At 67.2% G+C, this 13,153-nt stretch carries 12 protein-coding genes; 9 read left to right on the top strand and 3 right to left on the bottom strand.

The genetic code is table 11. The features are described from left to right. Positions 1 to 18 precede the first annotated feature (18 nt). The 9 genes from MRS60_RS11325 to ftsB all read left to right on the top strand — a co-directional run bounded on the left by MRS60_RS11325 (position 19) and on the right by ftsB (position 10,974). Entirely contained in the window at positions 19 to 1,272 is a 1,254-nt protein-coding gene (locus MRS60_RS11325) for a lipoprotein-releasing ABC transporter permease subunit (RefSeq protein ID WP_034183566.1), read from the top strand. Then, complete coding sequence (gene lolD, locus MRS60_RS11320; protein ID WP_432207260.1) at positions 1,265 to 2,023, top strand: lipoprotein-releasing ABC transporter ATP-binding protein LolD; 759 nt, start codon at positions 1,265 to 1,267, stop codon at positions 2,021 to 2,023. Before MRS60_RS11325 ends, lolD begins: the two co-directional genes overlap by 8 nt. A 66-nt stretch (positions 2,024 to 2,089) precedes the next feature. Then, on the top strand, positions 2,090 to 2,878 hold the full coding sequence (locus tag MRS60_RS11315; RefSeq protein WP_243564703.1) for a TatD family hydrolase: 789 nt from the start codon (positions 2,090 to 2,092) through the stop codon (positions 2,876 to 2,878). A 57-nt stretch (positions 2,879 to 2,935) separates the two neighbouring features. Continuing rightward, positions 2,936 to 5,419, top strand: coding sequence for a DNA internalization-related competence protein ComEC/Rec2 (locus tag MRS60_RS11310; protein WP_243564702.1), 2,484 nt, complete (start codon positions 2,936 to 2,938; stop codon positions 5,417 to 5,419). 137 nt (positions 5,420 to 5,556) lie between these two features. Beyond that, positions 5,557 to 6,387, top strand: coding sequence for an alpha/beta fold hydrolase (locus MRS60_RS11305; RefSeq protein WP_243564701.1), 831 nt, complete (start codon positions 5,557 to 5,559; stop codon positions 6,385 to 6,387). A gap of 180 nt (positions 6,388 to 6,567) precedes the next feature. After that, a complete protein-coding gene (locus MRS60_RS11300) occupies positions 6,568 to 8,226 on the top strand; it encodes a CTP synthase (RefSeq protein WP_034183570.1) in 1,659 nt (552 codons plus the stop codon). After that, positions 8,223 to 9,077: a 3-deoxy-8-phosphooctulonate synthase gene (kdsA, locus tag MRS60_RS11295; RefSeq protein WP_034183571.1), complete on the top strand. Its 855-nt coding sequence runs from the start codon at positions 8,223 to 8,225 to the stop codon at positions 9,075 to 9,077. Before MRS60_RS11300 ends, kdsA begins: the two co-directional genes overlap by 4 nt. A 106-nt stretch (positions 9,078 to 9,183) precedes the next feature. Then, positions 9,184 to 10,467, top strand: a complete 1,284-nt coding sequence (gene eno, locus MRS60_RS11290) for a phosphopyruvate hydratase (RefSeq protein ID WP_011352544.1) — start codon at positions 9,184 to 9,186, stop codon at positions 10,465 to 10,467. Between the two features lie 81 nt (positions 10,468 to 10,548). Next, a complete protein-coding gene (gene ftsB / locus MRS60_RS11285; protein WP_034183572.1) occupies positions 10,549 to 10,974 on the top strand; it encodes a cell division protein FtsB in 426 nt (141 codons plus the stop codon). A gap of 86 nt (positions 10,975 to 11,060) precedes the next feature. On the opposite strand, the gene MRS60_RS11280 is transcribed toward ftsB, so the two are convergent. The 3 genes from MRS60_RS11280 to MRS60_RS11270 form a co-directional block, all read right to left on the bottom strand. After that, the gene (locus MRS60_RS11280) at positions 11,061 to 11,411 is read right to left on the bottom strand and encodes a hypothetical protein (RefSeq protein ID WP_243564700.1); all 351 of its coding nucleotides are present in this window, start codon (positions 11,409 to 11,411) and stop codon (positions 11,061 to 11,063) included. 129 nt (positions 11,412 to 11,540) lie between these two features. Continuing rightward, positions 11,541 to 12,491, bottom strand: a complete 951-nt coding sequence (hslO, locus tag MRS60_RS11275; RefSeq protein ID WP_034183574.1) for an Hsp33 family molecular chaperone HslO — start codon at positions 12,489 to 12,491, stop codon at positions 11,541 to 11,543. Between the two features lie 25 nt (positions 12,492 to 12,516). Then, positions 12,517 to 13,041, bottom strand: a complete 525-nt coding sequence (locus MRS60_RS11270; RefSeq protein WP_034183575.1) for a gamma carbonic anhydrase family protein — start codon at positions 13,039 to 13,041, stop codon at positions 12,517 to 12,519. Positions 13,042 to 13,153: the final 112 nt, after the last annotated feature.

Here is a 13,153-nt window from a genome sequence, read left to right as displayed (position 1 = left end):
CCAGCAGAAAGGATTCGCTTGAAACTTCCGTACGAATGGCAGATCGGCTGGCGCTATACGCGCGCCGGCAAACGCACGACCGGCAACGGCTTCATTTCCTTCATCGCCCTCGTATCGATGCTCGGCATCGCGCTCGGCGTCGCGGCGCTGATCGTCGTGCTGTCGGTGATGAACGGCTTCCAGAAGGAAGTGCGCGACCGCATGCTGTCGGTGCTCGCGCACGTCGAGGTGTTCTCGCCGACGGGCTCGATGCCCGACTGGCAACTGACCGCGCAGGAAGCGCGCCGCAATCCGTCGGTGGTCGGCGCGGCGCCGTACGTCGACGCGCAGGCGCTGCTCACGCGCCAGGACGCGGTGAGCGGCGTGATGCTGCGCGGCGTCGAGCCGACGCTCGAGCCGCAGGTGTCCGACATCGGCAAGGACATGAAGGCCGGGCAGCTCGGCGCGCTCGTGCCGGGCCAGTTCGGCATCGTGCTCGGCGACGCGCTCGCCGGCAACCTCGGCGTGACGGTCGGCGACAAGGTCACGCTGGTTGCGCCCGAAGGCTCGATCACGCCGGCCGGCATGATGCCGCGCCTGAAGCAGTTCACGGTCGTCGGCGTGTTCGAGTCGGGCCACTACGAATACGACAGCACGCTCGCGATGATCAACATCCGCGACGCCGAGGCATTGTTCCGGATGGCTGCGCCGACCGGCGTGCGGCTGCGGCTGACGGACATGCAGAAGGCGCCGCAGGTCGCGGTCGAGCTGTCGCATACGCTGTCGGGCAGCCTGTACATCCGCGACTGGACGCAGCAGAACAAGACGTGGTTCTCGGCCGTGCAGATCGAGAAGCGGATGATGTTCATCATCCTGACGCTGATCATCGCGGTGGCCGCGTTCAACCTCGTGTCGTCGCTCGTGATGACCGTGACCAACAAGCAGGCCGACATCGCGATCCTGCGCACGCTCGGCGCGCAGCCGGGGTCGATCATGAAGATCTTCGTCGTGCAGGGCGTGACGATCGGCTTCGTCGGCACGGCGTCGGGCGTCGCGCTCGGCTGCCTGATCGCGTGGAGCATCCCTTGGCTGATCCCGATGATCGAGCACCTGTTCGGCGTGCAGTTCCTGCCGCCGTCCGTGTACTTCATCAGCGAGCTGCCGTCGGAACTCGTCGCGAGCGACGTGATCCGGATCGGGCTGATCGCATTCGCGCTGTCGGCCGTCGCGACGCTCTATCCGAGTTGGCGCGGCGCGAAGGTGAAGCCGGCGGAGGCGCTCCGCTATGAATGACCGCGCAACCGCATTCGCGGATTCAGAACAACACAACAGACAGGATTCGGCAGGTATGCAGGAATACGTGCTTCAGGCGCGCGGGATCACGAAGGCGTTCGTGCAGGGCGGCTTCAACGTGCAGGTGCTCAACAATACCGAGCTGACGGTGCGGCGCGGCGAGAAGCTCGCGGTCGTCGGCGCGTCGGGCTCCGGCAAGAGCACGCTGCTGCACGTGCTGGGCGGGCTCGACGAGCCGAGCGCGGGCGAAGTGTCGCTGCTCGGCAAGCCGTTTACGCAACTCGCCGAGCGCGAGCGCAACGAGTTGCGCAACCGCGCGCTCGGCTTCGTCTACCAGTTCCATCACCTGCTGCCCGAGTTCACCGCGCTCGACAACGTCGCGATGCCGCTGCGCATCCGCCGGATGACGACCGAGGACGCGCGCGCGCAGGCCCAGGCGATGCTCGAACGCGTCGGTCTCGGCCCGCGCGCGAAGCACCGGCCGGGCGAGCTGTCGGGCGGCGAGCGGCAGCGCGTCGCGATCGCGCGTGCGCTGGTCACGAAGCCTGCGTGCGTGCTCGCCGACGAGCCGACCGGCAACCTCGATGGCGCGACGGCAGACACGGTGTTCAACCTGATGCTCGAACTGTCCGAGACGCTCGAAACGAGCTTCGTGATCGTCACGCACGATCCCGATCTCGCCGCGCGCTGCGACCGCATCATGCGGCTGCGTGACGGCGTGCTGCACGAGGAGCCGGCGCTGCCGGTGTAAGCCAACGCCCCTGGCCGGGCCGCCGGGTTCGTCCCGGCGCGGCGCGAGGGGTACAGGAATGCCGTCATGTGGATCGATACGCACTGCCATCTCGATGCCGCCGAGTTCGACGCCGATCGTGACGCGGTCGCGCAGGTGGCACGCGCGGCCGGCGTGTCGCGCATCGTGATCCCGAGCATCGGGCGCGACAACTTCACGACGGTGCGCGAACTTGCGCAGCGCACGCCGGGTGCCGTCTATGCGCTCGGCATCCATCCGATGTATACGCCGCACGCGCGCGACGAGGATCTCGACCGGCTGCGCATGGAGATCGAAGCGAGTCTCGACGATCCGCGCTTCGTCGCGATCGGCGAGATCGGCCTCGACTATTTCGTGCCGGGGCTCGACGAAGACCGGCAGCAGTTCTTCTACCAGGGGCAGCTGAAGCTGGCGCGCGAATTCGACCTGCCCGTGCTGTGCCACGTGCGCAAGTCGCAGGACCGCGTGCTCGCGGGGCTGCGCCGCTTCGGCGTGCGGCGCGGCATCGCGCATGCATTCAACGGCAGTTTCCAGCAGGCCGAAGCGTATCTCGCGCAGGGGCTGCATCTCGGCTTCGGCGGCAACGTGACATTCACGCGCGCGTTGCAGATCCGTCGGCTCGCCACGGAATTGCCGCTCGACGCGATCGTCGTCGAGACGGACGCGCCCGACATCGCGCCCGAATGGGCGTACAAATCCCGCAACACGCCCGACCAGGTGCCGCGCATCGGTGACGTGCTCGCCGAACTGCGCGGTCTCGACGCCAGTTCACTCGGCCTATCCACTTCGGCTAACGCGCTCGCCGCGCTGCCGCGACTCGCACTTTCGTCCGCATAATCGTTGCCGGAAGGCGCCGCATTCGCAATGGCGGCGCCAGGTCGACGAGGAGGCGCGATGCGCATGTGGTGGATCGCGTTCGCGCTCGGCGTCGTCGTGCTGCAGCGGCAGGCGGCGTTGCCGGGCGCGATCGCATGGACGATCTGTGCGGTCGTGCTTGCCGGTTGCGCGGCGCTGGGAGCGTGGTGCATGCGTCGCCGGCGCACGCGCACGACCATCGCGCTCGGATGGATGCTGTGTGCGCTCGCGGCCTGCGTGGCGGGGTTCGGTTACGCGGCGGCGCGGGCCGAATGGCGGCTGCGCGACAGCTTGCCCGTCGACTGGGAAGGGCGCGACATCGTCGTCACCGGCGTGATCCGGGGGCTGCCCGTCGTCGACGACACGGGCGCGCGGCTGCTGCTCGCGGTCGAGTCGAACGATGCGGGGTTGGCCCGTTTCCCGCCATTGATCCGGCTGTCGTGGCGCGCGTATGGCGCATCCGCGACGCGCGATCCGCTTCCCGAGCTGCGTGCCGCGCAGCGCTGGCGCTTCGTCGTGCGCCTGAAGCGCCCGCACGCCGAGGCCAATGCCGGCGTGCGCGACAGCGAGGCGGCGTGGCTCGCCGCCGGCATTCGCGCGATCGGTTACGTCAGCGCGCCGCGGCGGTCGGTATTGCTCGATGCGCATGCATCGGGTTGGCGTGCATCGATCGATCGGCTGCGCGACGTGCTGCGGGCGCGCATCGGCGAGACGCTCGGTGTCGACGCCGGCCATCGTGGCATCGTCGCCGCGCTCGCGATCGGCGACCAGTCCGGCATCGGCGACGACGACTGGCGCGTGCTGCGCAACACGGGTACGAGCCATCTGGTCGCGATCTCCGGCCTGCACGTCGGGCTCGTCGGCGCGATCGCGGGCGGGCTGGTGTCGATGGTCTGGCGCCGGCTGCGCTGGCGTGCGCGGGCCGCGACGCTCGTGTTGCCGGCGCCGTATGCGGCATCGCTTGCCGCGCTGGCGGCCGCGGCCGGCTATGCGGCGCTCGCCGGTTTCAACGTGCCGGCGCAGCGTGCGTGGTGGATGATCGCGGCCGGCGGCATCGCGTATCTGGCCGGGCGCAGCGTGCCGACGTCGGCGGTGCTGTGCGCGGCGCTCGGCGGCGTGCTGCTTGCCGATCCGTGGGCCGTGCTGTCGGCCGGGTTCTGGCTGTCGTTCGGGGCGGTCGCCGTCATTCTGCTGACCGTCGCCGGCTGGCGCGCGGCGCGCGAGGTCGACGCGCAAGGCGAGGAGGGCAACGATACGGCCGGCCTGTCGAGCCGGTTGCGTGCGTGGGGTACGCGCGCCGCGCGCCGTATCGCCGAGGCCACGCGCGTGCAGTATGCGGTGACGATCGGTCTCGCACCGCTGACGGCGGCGTGGTTCGCGCAGATTTCGCTATCTGGCCCGTTCGGCAATGCATTCGCGATTCCCTGGGTGAGCACGGTCGTGACGCCGATCGTGCTGGCCGGCATCGCACTGCCCGCACCGCTCGATGCGTACGCGTTCCGGCTTGCGCATGCGGCGCTCGAACCGATGATGACGCTGCTCGGGTATCTCGCCGACTGGCCGGCCGGCGTGTTCTGGCTGCGCATGCCCGACTGGCCGGTGCTGGCGCTTGCGTGCGTGGGCGTCGCATGGGCGCTGATGCCGCGCGGCTGGCCGTTGCGCTGGGCGGCGCTGCTCACGTGGCTGCCGCTCGTCGCGCCGGCATCCGATGCACCGCCGCCGGGCGGCTTCCGGCTGACCGTGCTCGACGTCGGGCAGGGCGCGTCGGTGCTGGTGGAGACCGCACGCCGAACCTTGCTGTTCGATGCGGGGCCGGGCGCGGAGTCGACGCATGCCGGCGCGCGGATCGTCGCGCCGGCGTTGCGCTCGCGCGGCATCGCGGTGATCGATTCGCTCGTGCTCAGTCACGCGGACGCCGATCACGCGGGCGGCGCGCCGGCCGTCTATGCGGCAGCCGACGTGCGCCAGCTGCTGGCCGGCATTGCGCCGAAGAACCGGCTGTGGCGCGACGCGACGGCCGCCGGCGTCGTCGACCGGCTGCCGTGCGCGGCCGGGCAGCGCTGGACCTGGGACGGCGTCGTCTTCACGATGCTCTGGCCACCGGGCGGCCCGGGCACGGGCGCGTCGAACGGGCAATCGTGCGTGCTGCGCATCGACGCGGGCGGCACGTCCGCGCTGCTGACGGGCGACATCGAGGCACGCACCGAACGCCAGCTCGTGGACGCCGCGCGCGACGCGCTGGCCGCGCAGATCCTGGTCGTTCCGCACCACGGCAGCCGCACGTCGTCGGTCGAGCCTTTCCTCGATTCGGTCGGGCCGCGCGTCGCGGTATTTCCTGTAGGCTATCGCAATCGTTTCGGACATCCGCACCGGACCGTCCTCGCGCGCTACGAGGCACGCGGGATTCCGCTGCCGCGCACCGATCTCGACGGCGCCGTGCGGTTCGACGTCGCACCGGCCGACGGCGGGTTCGCATTCGAGCGTTATCGCGACGTACGGCGGCGGTACTGGATGGACCGTTGAGCGGGGCGAGGGCCGGTTTATAGAGAATGCAGGGGCCCCGCGAAAAGTGCCGAAGCACGGGCCCGGCAGAACGCGAAGCATGGGACGGGAGTAAATGCCAAAGCACTCACTCCCGTCGACAAAGGAGACATCGGCATTTGAAGGACATCCTCCACTTCTCGCATGCGAACGGCTTTCCGGCGTCGACGTACCGGACGATCTTCGCCGAACTGGCCGACGACTACGAGCTGCGCTACATCGAACGGATCGGCCACGACCGCCGCTACCCGGTGACGCGCGACTGGCCGCATCTCGTCGAACAGCTGCTCGACGACATCGGCAGCCGCTACGAGCGTCCCGTCTGGCTGGTCGGCCATTCGCTCGGCGGCTACCTGTCGCTGATGGCCGCACTGAAGAAGCCGCAATGGGTGCGCGGCGTTGTGATGATCGATTCGCCGATCATCGCGGGCTGGCGTGCGGGCGCGTTGCGCGCGAGCCAGTGGGCGGGGCTCGACGAGCGGCTGTCGCCGGCCGCCGCGACCCGCAACCGGCGCACGCACTGGGTGAGCCGCGACGAAGTCTGGCGGCATTTCCGCGAGAAGCCCGCGTTCGCGCGCTGGGACGAACGGATGCTGGCCGACTACATCGACTACGGCATTCCGCAGGCCGGTGCCGACGGCGAGCGTGCGCTCGCGTTCGACCGGCAGGTCGAATACCTGATCTACCGGACGCTGCCGCACACGCTCGGCCCGCGGCTCGCGCACGGCGCGCCGGTGCCGATCGGTTTTCTCGCCGGCACGCGTTCGCGCGAGGTGCGGCAGGTCGGGCTCGACGCGACACGCCGTGCGGCGCGCGGGCACGTCGAATGGCTCGAGGGCAGCCACCTGTTCCCGATGGAGAGGCCGCTCGAGACCGCCCGTGCATTGCAGCGGATGCTGAATTCGCTGAAGGCGGAAGAGGGCGGCGCGCCGCTCGCGAGGCGCGCCTGACGCTTCGTCCGGCGGCTGGTACGCGCCGTGGCGGGTGCCCGCCGCGCCGACCGGCCGGCCGGTTCTCCCCCCGGCGCGCGGTTGGCGCGGGTCCGCCCGAAAGGGCGCGATCATCACGTCAGTTGCTGAGAAAAGGGCGGGCTTTACGGTATAATCCGTTTTTCCCGCGAGCATCCAGCGATGACCAAATATGTTTTCGTCACCGGCGGCGTAGTTTCTTCCCTTGGCAAGGGCATTGCCGCCGCTTCCCTCGCCGCGATCCTCGAATCGCGCGGTCTGAAAGTCACCCTCCTCAAACTCGATCCCTACATCAACGTCGACCCCGGCACGATGAGCCCGTTCCAGCACGGCGAAGTGTTTGTGACGGAAGATGGAGCGGAGACGGACCTCGACCTCGGCCACTATGAGCGCTTCATCAGCACGAAGATGCGCAAGGCCAACAACTTCACGACCGGCCAGATCTACGAATCGGTGATCCGCAAGGAACGCCGCGGCGACTATCTCGGCAAGACCGTGCAGGTCATTCCGCACATCACGAACGAGATCCAGGCGTTCATCGAGCGCGGGGCCGCATCGGCCACCTGCGGCGAGCCGGATGTCGCGATCGTCGAGATCGGCGGCACGGTCGGCGACATCGAGTCGCTGCCGTTCCTTGAAGCCGCGCGCCAGATGAGCCTGCGCCTCGGCCGCAACAGCGCGTGCTTCGTGCACCTGACGCTGGTGCCGTACGTCGCGACGGCCGGCGAGCTGAAGACGAAGCCGACCCAGCACAGCGTGCAGAAGCTGCGCGAGATCGGCATCCTGCCGCACGTGCTGCTGTGCCGCGCGGATCGCCGCATCCCCGACGACGAATCGAAGAAGATCTCGATGTTCTCGAACGTGCCGGAAGACGCCGTGATCTCGGTGTGGGACGCCGACAGCATCTACAAGATTCCGCAGATGCTGCACGACCAGGGCCTCGACAAGATCATCTGCGACGAGCTGAAGCTGACGCCGCACGATGCCGACCTGAGCATGTGGTCGGAACTCGTCGAGAAGCTGGAGAACCCGAAGCACGAAGTGACGATCGGCATGGTCGGCAAGTACGTCGACCTGACCGAATCGTACAAGTCGCTGATCGAGGCGCTGCGTCACGCATCGCTGCACACGTCGACCAAGGTCAACATCGAGTACATCGACTCGGAAGAGATCGAGACGAACGGCGTCGACAGCCTGAAGCACCTCGACGCGGTGCTGGTCCCGGGCGGTTTCGGCCGTCGCGGCACCGAAGGCAAGATCGCGGCGATCCGCTATGCGCGCGAGGCGAAGGTGCCTTATCTCGGCATCTGCCTCGGCATGCAGCTCGCGGTGATCGAGTTCGCGCGCGACGTCGTCGGCCTGAAGCAGGCGAACAGCACGGAATTCGATCCGGACACGCCGGAACGCGTGGTCGCGCTGATCACCGAGTGGTACGACCGCGACGGCAAGGTCGAGACGCGCACCGAGGAATCCGATCTCGGCGGCACGATGCGCCTCGGCTCGCAGCGCTGCCCGATCAAGCCCGGCACGATGGCGGAAGAAATCTACGGCAAGGACGTGAACGAGCGTCATCGCCACCGTTATGAAGTCAATAACCGCTTCGTGCCGCAGCTCGAAAGCGGCGGCCTTATCATCAGCGCGCGTACCCCGAGCGAGGATCTGCCGGAAATGATGGAGCTGCCGCGCTCGATGCACCCGTGGTTCGTCGGCGTGCAGTTCCACCCGGAATTCACGTCCACGCCGCGTGACGGTCATCCCCTGTTCAAGTCGTTCGTCGAAGCCGCGCTCGCCAACAAGCAAGCGCGCGGAGTGAAAGCATGAAGCTGTGCGATTTCGAGGTCGGTCTCGACAAGCCTTTCTTCCTGATCGCGGGTACCTGCGTCGTCGAATCGGAGCAAATGACGATCGACACGGCGGGCCGCCTGAAGGAGATCTGCGCGAAGCTGAACGTTCCGTTCATCTACAAGTCGTCCTACGACAAGGCGAATCGCAGCTCGGGCAAGTCGTTTCGCGGCCTCGGAATGGACGAGGGCCTGCGGATCCTGTCCGAGGTGAAGCGCCAGCTCGGGCTGCCGGTGCTGACCGACGTGCATTCGATCGAAGAGATCGAGCAGGTCGCGTCGGTCGTCGACGTGCTGCAGACGCCCGCGTTCCTGTGCCGCCAGACCGATTTCATCCACGCATGCGCGCGCTCGGGCAAGCCCGTCAACATCAAGAAGGGCCAGTTCCTCGCGCCGCACGACATGAAGAACGTGATCGACAAGGCGCGCGACGCGGCACGTGAAGCGGGGCTGTCGGAAGACCGCTTCATGGCGTGCGAGCGCGGCGTCTCGTTCGGCTACAACAATCTCGTGTCGGACATGCGTTCGCTCGCGATCATGCGCGAAACGAACGCGCCCGTCGTATTCGACGCGACCCACTCGGTGCAACTGCCGGGCGGGCAGGGTACGAGCTCGGGCGGCCAGCGCGAATTCGTGCCGGTGCTCGCGCGTGCGGCGGTCGCGACGGGCGTCGCGGGCCTCTTCATGGAAACGCACCCGAATCCGGCCGAGGCGAAGTCGGACGGCCCGAACGCGGTGCCGCTGAACCGGATGGGCGCGCTGCTGGAGACCCTCGTCACGCTCGACCAGGCGGTGAAGCGCAACCCGTTCCTGGAAAACGATTTCAATTAAAGATCGAATGAACCTTGCGGCGGCTTCGCGCGTCAGTAGCGAAAGCGGTTCCGGCACGCGCGCCGTCGCAGTTTGAAGAATCCATCGTCATTCTCAGAGGAAACCCATGAGTGCAATCGTAGATATCATCGGCCGCGAGATTCTGGATTCGCGCGGCAACCCCACCGTCGAATGCGACGTGCTGCTCGAATCGGGCACGATGGGCCGCGCGGCGGTGCCGTCGGGCGCGTCCACGGGCTCGCGTGAAGCGATCGAACTGCGCGACGGCGAAGCCGGCCGCTACAACGGCAAGGGCGTGCTGAAGGCAGTCGAGCACATCAACACCGAAATCTCCGAAGCCATCATGGGCCTCGACGCGTCGGAACAGGCGTTCCTCGACAAGACGCTGCTCGAGCTGGACGGCACCGACAACAAGTCGCGCCTCGGCGCGAACGCGATGCTGGCCGTGTCGATGGCCGTCGCGAAGGCTGCCGCCGAAGAGGCAGGCCTGCCGCTGTACCGCTATTTCGGCGGTTCGGGCGCGATGCAGCTGCCGGTGCCGATGATGAACATCGTCAACGGCGGCGCGCACGCGAACAACAGCCTCGACATCCAGGAATTCATGATCGTCCCGGTGAGCCAGCCGACGTTCCGTGAAGCCCTGCGTTGCGGCGCGGAAGTGTTCCACGCACTGAAGAAGATCCTGAGCGACCGCGGCATGAGCACGGCAGTCGGCGACGAAGGCGGCTTCGCGCCGAACTTCGGCAGCAACGACGAGTGCCTGTCGACGATCCTGCAGGCGATCGAAAAGGCCGGCTACCGTGCGGGCGAGGACGTGCTGCTCGCGCTCGACTGCGCGGCATCCGAGTTCTACCACGACGGCAAGTACCAGCTCGCGGGCGAAGGCCTGCAACTGTCGTCGGCCGAATTCACCGACTACCTCGCGACGCTCGCCGACAAGTTCCCGATCGTGTCGATCGAGGACGGCATGCACGAAAGCGACTGGGAAGGCTGGAAGCTGCTGACCGATCGCCTCGGCAAGAAGGTGCAGCTCGTCGGCGACGACCTGTTCGTCACGAACACGCGCATCCTGAAGGAAGGCATCGAGAAGGGCATCGCGAACTCGATCCTCATCAAGATCAACCAGATTGGTACGCTGACCGAAACGTTCGCGGCGATCGAAATGGCGAAGCGCGCGGGCTACACGGCCGTGATCTCGCACCGCTCGGGCGAAACGGAAGATTCGACGATCGCGGACATCGCGGTCGGCCTGAACGCCGGTCAGATCAAGACGGGTTCGCTGTCGCGCAGCGACCGCATCTCGAAGTACAACCAGCTGCTGCGCATCGAGGAAGATCTCGGCGACATCGCGAGCTACCCGGGTAAATCGGCTTTCTATAACCTGCGCTAACGCGCTAATATCGGGTTCGTCATATCGACGCCGCTCTGTGCATGTGCGCGGAGCGGCGCTTCTTATATCTGCGTCTCTTACATGCGGCTTGTCACTGTCGTCCTGATTGCCTTGCTGGCGCTCATTCAGTACCCCCTATGGTGGGGACACGGCGGCTGGCTGCGGGTGCATGAATTGCGTCAGCAGCTCGGCGACCAGCTGCAGAAGAATGCGGACGAGAAGCTGCGCAACGAGCGGACCGCAGGCGAAGTGCAGGATCTGCAGGGCGGTACCGCGGCCATCGAGGAGCGCGCGCGCTACGAGATGGGCATGGTGAAGGACGGCGAAGTATTCGTGCAGTTCGTGTCGCCGAATGCACCGGCGGTGCCGCTGAACAACACGCCTTCGAACACGTCGACGCGCGGTGCCGTGTCGGCGGCGCCGGTGCGTGTCGTGCCGAATCCGCAGTCGATCGCGAAGCCGTCGCGGCATCATGGCGGCGACAAGGGCAAGGCCGCGCATCACTGAGCGCGGCAGCTCGAACCCATTGAAAAAGCGCGGGAAATGCCGCGCTTTTTTATTTCCTGCCAGTGTTCAATCGTCCGGGCGATCGCTTACCACCACCAGCCCGGATAGCCGTAGCCGATGCCCGTTCCCCAGCGATTTCCCCATCCGCCGTAATACCCGCCATAGACGGTCACGGGCGGCGGCGAATAATAGGCCCACGCGCGCGCGGCTGCCTCGGCCGCCATCGCGCTGTTCTGTTCGCGCAGCACCTGCCGGTCGATCTCGTCGTAGCGCTTGCGTTCGGCGCTCGACAGCGCCGGCGGCTGGCCGCCCGACGCGCCCGGTTCGGGCAGGCGGCTCAGGATCGTGGAGGGCGGCGGCGGCATCGCGCAGCCGGCAAGCGCGAGCGTGCCGGCGGCAACGCTCGTCAGGACGATGGTGCGAAACGGGCGATTCATGTGTTTCTCCTGCAGCGCGCCGACGGCGGGAAGCGGCTTGCGCCGAAGGCCGAGCCTTCGGCGTCGTGCGTGCGGCGCTCGTGCGTCATTATGCGCCCGCACCCGGACGGCGGGCATCGGGCGCGCCGCTCAGTGACGCTGGCCGGTTGCCGGCGCGATGCCGGTCTCGACGCCGGGCGCCGCGAACAACTGCGCGACGTCGACGGGATCGAATTCGTAGCGCTGGTTGCAGAACTCGCAGTGGATCTCGACGTGGCCGCGCTCGACGATCACGCTGTCGACTTCGTCGCGGCCGAGCATGCGCAGCATCGCACCGACCTTCTCGCGCGAGCAGGAGCACTGGAAGCGCGTGCCGGCCGGCTCGAAGTGCTGCACGTTCTCCTGCCAGAACAGCCGGCGGAACACGACTTCCGGTTCGACTTCGAGCAGCTCCTTCGCGGACAGCGTGCCGCCGAGCGTGCAGACGCGCTCCCACGTGTCGATATCGGTTTCTGCGTTGCGCGGCACGATGCCGCCGTCACCCGGCAGCTTCTGCAGCAGCATGCCGACCGCACGGTCGCGATCGGCCGCGAGCCACAGCCGCGTGTCGAGCTGCTCCGAGTGGTGCATGTAATGCTCGAGCACCTGCGATACCGATTCGAGCGGGCCGTCGACACCGTTCAGCGGCACGATGCCCTGGTACGGCTGCTGGCCCGGCAGCTTGTCGGCCGGGTCGAGCGTGATCACGCAGCGGCCGTGGCCGCTCGCGTTGACGAGCGACGCGAAACTCGTGTCGTCGCCGATCGTTTGCGCCGCGTCGCCGGAGAACTTCGCGGTGGCCCGCATCGACAGATCCGAACCGCACTGGACGACCAGCATCTGGACCGGCCCGTCGCCGAAGATCTGCATGATCAGGGTGCCGTGAAATTTCAGGTTCGCGGACAGCAGCGCGCACGCGGCCATCATCTCGCCGAGCACCGTGCGCACGGGGGCAGGGTAGTCGCGGCGGGCGAGCACTTCCTGCCACGTATTGCGCAGCGAAACGATCTCGCCGCGCACGGGCGCCGCATTGAACATGAATTTCTGTAACTGGTCGCTCACTCTTCTTCCTTGAAATCCGCGCGAATCACCCGATCCGCACGAGTTGCTCCTTGAAATGCGCACGCCGCTCGACGTACGTCTTCGCGTTCGCGCGCAGCCGCGCGATGTCTTCCGCCGACAGCTCGCGCACGACTTTCGCCGGTGCGCCGAGAATCAGCGAATTGTCCGGGAACGTCTTGCCTTCCGTCACGACCGCACCGGCACCAACCAGACAGTTGCGGCCGATGACCGCTCCATTCAAGACCACCGCCTGAATACCGATCAGCGAACCTTCGCCGATCGTGCAGCCGTGCAGCATCGCCTGGTGCCCGATCGTCACGTTTTCGGCAATCGTCAGCGGAAAGCCGGGGTCCGTGTGCAGTACCGCGCCTTCCTGGACGTTGCTGCCGGCGCCGACGGCAATCGTCTCGTTGTCGCCGCGTATCGTCGCGCCGAACCAGACGCTCGCGTTTTCCTCGAGCACGACCTTGCCGATGATGGCCGCCGTATCGGCGACGAATACGCTTTCGTGGATCGTCGGGGCCGTATCGCCCAGCTTGTAGATCGTCACGGAGTCTCCTTGTCTCTTCGGTGATGGGCGCCGGTAGAATGGCGCGTCTGGTTTGCCCGGCGCATGGCGCCGCGGAACGATCGCATATTGTAAACCGTCGCGTGCGTGCGCT

Source organism: Burkholderia pyrrocinia (assembly GCF_022809715.1).
GTDB lineage: Bacteria > Pseudomonadota > Gammaproteobacteria > Burkholderiales > Burkholderiaceae > Burkholderia > Burkholderia pyrrocinia_C.
Note: the sequence above shows the minus strand (reverse complement) of the source record. Positions and strands in the feature narration are given on the sequence as shown.

Bases quoted from the DNA above. Each gene is read 5' to 3' on its own strand.
- lolD (WP_432207260.1), top strand. From the start codon at position 1,265: ATGAATGACCGCGCAACCGCATTCGCGGATTCAGAACAACACAACAGA.
- MRS60_RS11315 (WP_243564703.1), top strand. From the start codon at position 2,090: ATGTGGATCGATACGCACTGCCATCTCGATGCCGCCGAGTTCGACGCC.
- MRS60_RS11310 (WP_243564702.1), top strand. From the start codon at position 2,936: ATGCGCATGTGGTGGATCGCGTTCGCGCTCGGCGTCGTCGTGCTGCAG.
- MRS60_RS11300 (WP_034183570.1), top strand. From the start codon at position 6,568: ATGACCAAATATGTTTTCGTCACCGGCGGCGTAGTTTCTTCCCTTGGC.
- kdsA (WP_034183571.1), top strand. From the start codon at position 8,223: ATGAAGCTGTGCGATTTCGAGGTCGGTCTCGACAAGCCTTTCTTCCTG.
- eno (WP_011352544.1), top strand. From the start codon at position 9,184: ATGAGTGCAATCGTAGATATCATCGGCCGCGAGATTCTGGATTCGCGC.
- ftsB (WP_034183572.1), top strand. From the start codon at position 10,549: ATGCGGCTTGTCACTGTCGTCCTGATTGCCTTGCTGGCGCTCATTCAG.
- MRS60_RS11280 (WP_243564700.1), bottom strand. From the start codon at position 11,411: ATGAATCGCCCGTTTCGCACCATCGTCCTGACGAGCGTTGCCGCCGGC.